Source organism: Streptomyces lushanensis, from assembly GCF_001700515.1.
Lineage (GTDB): Bacteria > Actinomycetota > Actinomycetes > Streptomycetales > Streptomycetaceae > Streptomyces > Streptomyces lushanensis.
Genome location: NZ_MAUD01000481.1, coordinates 1 through 438, shown reverse-complemented (window position 1 = coordinate 438; position 438 = coordinate 1). Strand labels below are relative to the sequence as shown.

Annotated in this window: 1 protein-coding gene; it reads right to left on the bottom strand. The window is 69.4% G+C overall.

Annotated features, from left to right (window positions below):
* Positions 1-125: 125 nt before the first annotated feature.
* Positions 126-383 carry a hypothetical protein gene (locus tag BFF77_RS30090; protein ID WP_066956291.1) on the bottom strand — a complete coding sequence of 86 codons (258 nt, stop codon included), beginning with the start codon at positions 381-383 and terminating at the stop codon, positions 126-128.
* Positions 384-438 lie beyond the last annotated feature (55 nt).

Below are 438 nucleotides of genomic sequence, written 5' to 3'. Positions count from 1 at the left end.
CGCCGCTTGACCTCAACATTAGGGACGCGCCGAGCCCGGGTCGTCATGCCCGCGTACCGATTACCGGGCCTCCCGGAGGATGAGCCTCCTGCCGCTGGAGTACTCCCCTGGGTGGAGAGGACGCTTCAGGACTGGGGGTCTTCCCGGAGAGCGCGCTCCGAGGAGTCCTGCCGCGGCATCGGCTGCTCGACCAGCGCGAGCACGCGCGTGGCCATGAACCGGGCCGTCCGCACCACCGACCCGTTCCGGGTGACTTCGCTCACTTCCACCACGCCCCGGCGCACCGCCGTCTCCACCCGGCGGCCCGCCCTGCTGGCCACCACCTCGTACGTACGTGTCGTGTCGCCCGCGTCCACGACTATCTCCACCCGGTCACCCTTCACGATCCAATCCCCCTTCTGCGACGGACCTTTGAGATCTCGCACGGGCCAGGAGGAC